Origin of the sequence: Limnohabitans sp., from assembly GCF_040401495.1 — a bacterium.
Classification (GTDB): domain Bacteria; phylum Pseudomonadota; class Gammaproteobacteria; order Burkholderiales; family Burkholderiaceae_C; genus Limnohabitans.
In genome coordinates, this window is sequence record NZ_JBBAOI010000024.1 from 20,999 (window position 1) to 27,324 (window position 6,326).

The 6,326-nt window shown below is 55.6% G+C and carries 9 protein-coding genes; 3 read left to right on the forward strand and 6 right to left on the reverse strand.

Features of this window, described 5'->3' with window-relative positions:
* Position 1 precedes the first annotated feature (1 nt).
* Positions 2-457 carry a nuclear transport factor 2 family protein gene (locus tag AC9UEO_RS11795; protein WP_509533648.1) on the forward strand — a complete coding sequence of 152 codons (456 nt, stop codon included), beginning with the start codon at positions 2-4 and terminating at the stop codon, positions 455-457.
* Here AC9UEO_RS11795 and AC9UEO_RS11800 read toward each other — a convergent pair.
* On the reverse strand, positions 454-1,068 hold the full coding sequence (locus AC9UEO_RS11800; protein ID WP_509533669.1) for a glutathione S-transferase family protein: 615 nt from the start codon (positions 1,066-1,068) through the stop codon (positions 454-456). The two genes, AC9UEO_RS11795 and AC9UEO_RS11800, sit on opposite strands and share 4 nt — an antisense overlap.
* Positions 1,069-1,162: 94 nt before the next feature.
* Here AC9UEO_RS11800 and purB point away from each other — a divergent pair, with 94 nt between their 5' ends.
* Positions 1,163-2,566 carry an adenylosuccinate lyase gene (gene purB / locus AC9UEO_RS11805; RefSeq protein ID WP_509533651.1) on the forward strand — a complete coding sequence of 468 codons (1,404 nt, stop codon included), beginning with the start codon at positions 1,163-1,165 and terminating at the stop codon, positions 2,564-2,566.
* Here the strand turns inward: purB and AC9UEO_RS11810 are convergent.
* Complete coding sequence (locus AC9UEO_RS11810; RefSeq protein WP_509533653.1) at positions 2,527-2,946, reverse strand: DUF3717 domain-containing protein; 420 nt, start codon at positions 2,944-2,946, stop codon at positions 2,527-2,529. The genes purB and AC9UEO_RS11810 overlap by 40 nt on opposite strands.
* Before the next feature lie 2 nt (positions 2,947-2,948).
* A complete protein-coding gene (locus AC9UEO_RS11815) occupies positions 2,949-4,493 on the reverse strand; it encodes a M48 family metalloprotease (protein ID WP_509533656.1) in 1,545 nt (514 codons plus the stop codon).
* A 56-nt stretch (positions 4,494-4,549) separates the two neighbouring features.
* Between AC9UEO_RS11815 and moaC the strand changes: the two genes are divergently transcribed.
* A complete protein-coding gene (gene moaC / locus AC9UEO_RS11820) occupies positions 4,550-5,035 on the forward strand; it encodes a cyclic pyranopterin monophosphate synthase MoaC (RefSeq protein ID WP_509533658.1) in 486 nt (161 codons plus the stop codon).
* 23 nt (positions 5,036-5,058) lie between these two features.
* Here the strand turns inward: moaC and AC9UEO_RS11825 are convergent, their stop codons facing one another.
* Genes AC9UEO_RS11825 through AC9UEO_RS11835 form a run of 3 tightly spaced genes read right to left on the reverse strand, consistent with a single transcriptional unit; the run spans position 5,059 to position 6,210 of the window.
* Positions 5,059-5,385, reverse strand: a complete 327-nt coding sequence (locus AC9UEO_RS11825) for a type II toxin-antitoxin system PemK/MazF family toxin (protein WP_509533661.1) — start codon at positions 5,383-5,385, stop codon at positions 5,059-5,061.
* Complete coding sequence (locus AC9UEO_RS11830; RefSeq protein ID WP_509533664.1) at positions 5,382-5,639, reverse strand: AbrB/MazE/SpoVT family DNA-binding domain-containing protein; 258 nt, start codon at positions 5,637-5,639, stop codon at positions 5,382-5,384. Before AC9UEO_RS11830 ends, AC9UEO_RS11825 begins: the two co-directional genes overlap by 4 nt.
* Positions 5,640-5,688: 49 nt before the next feature.
* The gene (locus AC9UEO_RS11835) at positions 5,689-6,210 is read right to left on the reverse strand and encodes a pilin (protein ID WP_509533667.1); all 522 of its coding nucleotides are present in this window, start codon (positions 6,208-6,210) and stop codon (positions 5,689-5,691) included.
* Positions 6,211-6,326: the final 116 nt, after the last annotated feature.

Consider the following 6,326-nt stretch of genomic DNA (forward strand, 5'->3'; position numbering starts at 1 on the left):
CATGAACCCAACTTCTTTAAACGAAACAGTCGACGCCTTGGTGTTGGCGTTTGAAACCCTCAGCCCCGCTGGCGTTACAACATTGGGTCACTGGTACGCACCTGACGCTCGCTTTAAAGACCCGTTCAAAGAGGTGCAAGGGGTGGCAGCGATTGAAGCCATCTTTGAGCATATGTTTGACAGCCTGCACCAGCCGCGCTTTGTTGTGACCGAACGCATTATTCAAGATGCGCAATGCTTTTTGGTGTGGGACTTTGTGTTTCGCTTCAAAACCATGGACACGCAAACTCAGCAGTGCATTCGTGGCGGCTCGCACCTGAAGTTTGCGCCGCACACCGATGGCACTTGGCGTATCACCCTGCACCGAGATTACTGGGACGCCGCCGAAGAGCTCTACGAAAAACTCCCACTGGTGGGTGGCTTGATGCGCTGGTTGAAAAAACGTGTAAACGCTTAAGTTGGCAAGGTGTCGATGAAGCTAGGGCGTTGCATGAGTTTTTCTTGCAAGACGTTCAAGTTGGAATAGTCTTCGCGCCATCCAATGTGGGGAAAGCGAAAGTCCAAATAACCCAAGGCACAGCCCACGGCCAGATCGGCCAAATTTAAATGGATGCCACAGCAAAATGGTTTGTCACCCAAACCTTGGCTCATAGCGGCCAAGCTATCGTGCACTTTGCCCAGATGACGGTCTATCCACACTTGGCTGCGCTGGGCTTCTGAGCGCCCCACCCAATGCGCTTCTAGGCGGGCGGTGATGGCGGCGTCTAGTAAACCGTCGGCCAGCGCTTCCCAAGTTTTCACTTCTGTACGTTCACGCCCACTGGGGGGTATGAGCTTGCCCACAGGGGACAAAGTGTCAAGGTATTCGACGATCACACGAGAGTCAAACAAGGCCTCACCCCCCTCCATGACCAAACAGGGTACTTTGCCCAAGGGGTTGGAGGCGGTGATGGTGGTGTCTGTAGCCCAAACATCTTCCAGCACAAATTGGTATTCGAGTTTTTTCTCGGCCATGACAACGCGCACTTTGCGCACATAGGGGCTGGGGACAGAGCCAATCAGTTTCATACTTACGAGCATTTGTTTCGTTAGCGACCATTCTATCGAGTCCATCCAAAGCGACCTCCCGTCAAGCTGACAAGCCCCGCCTAGAATCGCCTATATGAATACTTTTGCCGTGACCGCTTTATCGCCCTTGGATGGACGCTACGCCAATAAACTCAAACCTTTGCAACTGCTCATGAGCGAGCACGGCTTTATGCAACGCCGCGTTCAAGTCGAGGTGGCTTGGTTTATCGCCTTGAGTGATGCAGGCATGCCTGAATTCCCGCCTTTGAGCAGCGCTGCACGTGAGCACTTGCGCCATTTGGTGCAAACTTTTTCGCCTGAAGACAGCATGGCCATCAAAGCGATTGAGCGCACCACCAACCACGATGTGAAGGCGGTGGAATATTGGCTCAAAGACCAGTGCCAACAGCCCAGCCTGTCTGGCGCACTGCGCCAAGAATTGTCCAAGGCCAATGAATTTATCCATTTCGCCTGCACCAGTGAAGACATCAACAACACCAGCCATGCTTTGCAGTTGCAAGCCGCCAGAGAACACGTGCTGTTGCCCGCTATTGATGCATTGATCGACAAGCTGCGAGACATGGCGCACCGCTATGCAAATGAAGCCATGCTGAGTCGCACCCATGGACAAACTGCCAGCCCAACCACCGTGGGCAAAGAAATCGCCAATGTGCTGATGCGCTTGCAAAACGCTCGCCAACGTATAGATACCGTGCCGCTCTTGGCCAAGATGAACGGCGCGGTGGGCAACTACAACGCCCACGTCGCGGCCAGTGCAGACATCGATTGGCCGTCTTTTGCACGCAGCGTCATTGAGTCGGCGCAAAGCGCTGGCGGTTTGGGTTTGCTGCAACAACCCTACAGCATCCAAATTGAGCCGCACGACTACATGGCCGAGTTGTTTGACGCCATCGCTCGGACCAACACCATCCTGATCGATCTGGCGCGTGACCTGTGGGGCTATATCTCTTTGGGTTATTTCAAGCAACGCTTAAAAGAGGGCGAAATTGGCTCCTCCACCATGCCGCACAAAGTCAACCCGATTGATTTTGAAAATGCCGAGGGCAATTTGGGCCTGGCCAATGCGCTGCTGCGCCACCTGAGCGAGAAGCTGCCCATCAGCCGGTGGCAGCGCGACTTGTCCGACAGCACAGTGCTGCGCAACATGGGTGTGGCGCTGGGTCACAGCGATTTGGCTTACCAGTCTTTGTTGCAAGGCTTGAACAAGCTCGAGCTCAACCCCCAGGCCTTGGCGGCCGATTTAGACAACGCATGGGAAGTACTGGCCGAGCCCATACAAACTGTGATGCGCCGCTATGGCGTGGCGGGCGCTTACGAACAACTCAAAGACCTGACACGCGGCCAGCGCGTCAGCCGCGAAGCCTTGCATGGGCTGATCCACAGCTTGGCCATTCCAGAGACTGAAAAACAGCGCCTCTTGGCTTTGACACCGGCCAACTATGTGGGCTTAGCCTCTTCCTTGGCCCGTTCCGCATAACGGTTAAATCGCCACGAATCCCCATGCAAGGTGATGCGTCGCCACACCGCTCTCTTGGCCCCAGGGCTTAGTTCAGGCCAGCGCTGCACCTCCTCGAAGGTGCGGCCACAGCCCTTGCACAGCGGGTCGCCTTGGCTGGTTGAGCAAATCGCGATGCAGGGTGTGTCAGTCGTGCTGTCGTACCACGCCCTCCATGCGGCATAGGCAATGGCTGGAAAGCCTTTTTCAGCCGCCTCGTCTTGCTGGTGGTAAATCATCAAGGCATAGACCTCGGCCAAGGCGCGCAACTCTGGCGCCAAAGTGACGCCATCGGGAGAAGGTTTCACAGCGCGCCAATGGTTGATGGCCGATTCGATGTCGGTGATGTGAATCGCGCTCATGCTCAGTGGGGCTGCAACAACTCAAACCGTTTGCGCTCGAGTGTGCGCAAACGCGCGTCCACGATAGACGCCTCCATGTGCCCCGCACGGTCGAGCTTGTCGTCTTTAGAGAGCTGCTTGGCCAAGTCTTGCGCCGCACGTAAGCGGTCAATCGCACCCACCTCGTCCCAGCGCACCACATGAAATTCGGCATCTGCGCGCAAGGCCCGCAATCGGTCACCGGTTTGCAGCAGGGCTTGGGAAGATAAATCCCAAGCCAAGGGGTCGCGCGGGTGCTGTGCCAACCACAGCTGCAAGGCGTCGTTGGCCTGCATCGAAAGCTTGGCTTGTTTGGCCTCTATGCGGCACATGGTTTGCAACATTAGCCATGAACGCTCCTCTACTTTGGCACCCAAGAATTGCAAACATTGCAGCGGATTGTTCAAGCGGCGTTCGGTGTCGGCGGCCAACCACTGAGCAGCGTGCAAACCTGCAGAGTCTTCGCGTACGAGTTGCAGCAAGGTCTTCATGGCCTCCCGCGCATGGGCGACGCGGCGTTGCTGGGTATAAGCCATCACGCCAGCGTAGAGCATGGCGGCGCGCTTGGCCACTGGTAGCTGCGGGGAAAAGTCTTTTTCAAGCGTATCACTGAGGATTTGCATATCGTCCGTCTGTGGGCTCATCAAGGCACGGGCACGCGCTGTCATCATGGCGTGTTCGATGCTGGTCTCTAAGGGCGCAAAAGTTTTGCCTAAAACCAACCGCGATTGCATGTCGCCTATGCGCTCGGTGGTGAGGGGGTGGCTGCGTAAATACGGATAGTTGCCGTTGTCGTTCAGGCGTGAGGCTTGTTGCAATTTTTGAAACATGCCAACAAAACCTTGCGAATCAAAACCGGCTTGGGTATGCACATTAAAGCCCAAGCGGTCGGCCTCACGCTCCATGTCGCGGGAAAAATTCAGCTGGCCTTGCACCGAACCGGCTGTGCCGCCCATCATCACCGCGCCAGCAGCGTCAGGGCTGCGGCTGGCAGCCAACACGCCCAAGATCATGCCGGCAATCAAAAAAGGGGTGGCGCGCCCTTGCTGGTCTTGCATTCGGGCGATGTGGCGCTGGGTGACGTGGCTGAGTTCGTGCGCCATCACCGAGGCCAGCTCATCGCGGCTAGAAACCACCGCAATCAAACCAAGGTGCACGCCCATGAAACCACCGGGCAGGGCAAAGGCGTTGACCGACCTGTCGCGCACCAAAAACACATCCCACGCAAAAGCCTCTTCTTGCTCGGCTTGCAAATTGCCCAACTGCATCGCCGCGTCGCGCAGTGGCTGCCAAATGGTTTGCAGGTAGTCCAACAAGACGGGGTCGTCCATGTAGTCGGGGTCGGTCACCAACTGGCGCATGATGGACTCGCCCAAGCGGCGCTCTTGCTGCACGCTCATGCTGTTGCCGTCACCGATATTTGGCAACCGGCCTGCGCTGTTTTGCGCTTGTAATCCCAGGGGTGCTACGCAAGCGCCTGCCAGCGCGAGGCTGAGCAAAAGGGGGCGCAAACGGCTAAAGGGCTTCATGTTTAGAGGGGGTAGGGGAACGTATGATGCGAAGATGTTACCCCTATAGAAAAACCATGTCTTTAACCCACTTTGATGCCCAAGGCCAAGCCCATATGGTGGACGTTGGCCCCAAGACCAGCACCCACCGCATTGCAGTTGCCACTGGCGACATTCACATGCTGCCCGTGACGCTGGCATTGATTGAGAGCGGTAACGCCAAAAAGGGCGACGTGATTGGCATTGCGCGTATCGCTGGCATTCAAGCGGCCAAAAAAACCAGCGACCTGATACCCCTTTGCCATCCGCTGGCGCTCACCCGCGTGGCCCTCGATTTCGAGTTGTGGCAAGACCCGCCCCGAGTAAGCTGCACCGCGACAGTCGAAACCCACGGTCAAACCGGCGTAGAAATGGAAGCCTTAACCGCTGTGAACGTGGCCCTGCTCACTGTCTACGATATGTGCAAAGCCGTCGACCGTGGCATGACCATCACCGGTGTGAAGTTGCTGGAGAAGTATGGCGGCAAGAGCGGGAGTTTTGTGGCTCAAACCAATTCCGTTTGATTTGGCTTCTGCTTGGCTTTTTCTCAGGCAAATAATGGCGCTAATCTTGCCAAGACTTCATCCATCAACGGCATGGGCAAAGCCTCTAATTTGCGTCCATGTCTGGCGTCAATGTCGAGCACACGAGGTTGATCACACCTCACAACCCCAGTGGTTTTGATGCCGCTGATGGGAACAGCAAAACCATTGCGTTTTGCAAACTCTCCTCCCGTTGTGATGGGACAAATAATGGGCAGTTTTGTCATTTGGTTAAATGGTGTGGGAGAAACAATCAGCACCGGGCGGCTTCCTTGCTGTTCACGCCCTGAGGTTGGTTCCAGCGAAACCAAATAGATATCCCCTCGGTTCATATCAACTCACCGCCCACGGGCGCAGCGTCAACCCACTCCCTTTCCTCAGGTGCTTGGATTTCAGAGAAGTCCGACTTGGCCAGCAATTCTTGCAATGTGTAGTGCTGTTTAGGCTTTGGATCAACAAGCAATAGACCATCTGCCACGGCAAGGCCAACGGTTGCTCCAACTTTCAGTTGAAGCAATTCAAGCAATGCTGGCGGAAGCGCCATCATCACCGACCCGCCAACTTTGCGTAAAGAGGTTGTGTGCATAAAAGCTCCCAAGGTATTAAGTTATATTTAAATATAACATTTAACCTTGCTAGCGACACTCTGCAGGTGCGTACTTGGCCTCTAAAGTGGCTGCACTTGCAACAGTCAAACCACTGGGCACAGTGGCCCCCTTGGCCAAGCAGCGCCACGCGACTGCGCCTTGCTCAGGGGCGGTGTAGTCAGCGGTCGCATCGGGCAAGGCGGTCGCAGCTGTGGTTGTGCCAGTAAAAGGTACCAAGAGCAAACTGCCTGCACCTGCGGCTTTGCTGGTGGTGATGGTGATGGTGCCTGTTTTGGCGGCGATACTGATGCTTGAAAGGTTTGCAGTAGCTGCGGGGGAGGTGTAGCCAGCCGCGTAACCTTGCTCGGAGGCAGCACCTGAACTGAGCACATCCAACACTTGGTTTTTGGCAACCCCCGCCAAAGACAGGCCTTCGCTGACGCGAGCACGAACGCTGTAGTCTTGGTAAGCAGGCACCGCAAAAGATGCCAATATGCCGATGATGGCAATCACCACCATCAGTTCTATAAGGGTGAAACCTGTTTGTGAAGGCTTGGGGTTGCGTTGCATCAATGCTCCTTGGGATGGTCTGATGCGCCCATTGTGCTACCCGCCTTCATGTGCGCAAGAAGTTGCGCCTTCAAAAAAAACAAGTGCAGCTTTCACCGTGCCTAAGCTAAGCGCTT

What these genes read in the sequence shown, in the direction of transcription:
- AC9UEO_RS11795 (WP_509533648.1), top strand. Translation starts at nt 2, where the DNA reads ATGAACCCAACTTCTTTAAACGAAACAGTCGACGCCTTGGTGTTGGCG.
- AC9UEO_RS11800 (WP_509533669.1), bottom strand. Translation starts at nt 1,068, where the DNA reads ATGAAACTGATTGGCTCTGTCCCCAGCCCCTATGTGCGCAAAGTGCGC.
- purB (WP_509533651.1), top strand. Translation starts at nt 1,163, where the DNA reads ATGAATACTTTTGCCGTGACCGCTTTATCGCCCTTGGATGGACGCTAC.
- AC9UEO_RS11810 (WP_509533653.1), bottom strand. Translation starts at nt 2,946, where the DNA reads ATGAGCGCGATTCACATCACCGACATCGAATCGGCCATCAACCATTGG.
- AC9UEO_RS11815 (WP_509533656.1), bottom strand. Translation starts at nt 4,493, where the DNA reads ATGAAGCCCTTTAGCCGTTTGCGCCCCCTTTTGCTCAGCCTCGCGCTG.
- moaC (WP_509533658.1), top strand. Translation starts at nt 4,550, where the DNA reads ATGTCTTTAACCCACTTTGATGCCCAAGGCCAAGCCCATATGGTGGAC.
- AC9UEO_RS11825 (WP_509533661.1), bottom strand. Translation starts at nt 5,385, where the DNA reads ATGAACCGAGGGGATATCTATTTGGTTTCGCTGGAACCAACCTCAGGG.
- AC9UEO_RS11830 (WP_509533664.1), bottom strand. Translation starts at nt 5,639, where the DNA reads ATGCACACAACCTCTTTACGCAAAGTTGGCGGGTCGGTGATGATGGCG.
- AC9UEO_RS11835 (WP_509533667.1), bottom strand. Translation starts at nt 6,210, where the DNA reads ATGCAACGCAACCCCAAGCCTTCACAAACAGGTTTCACCCTTATAGAA.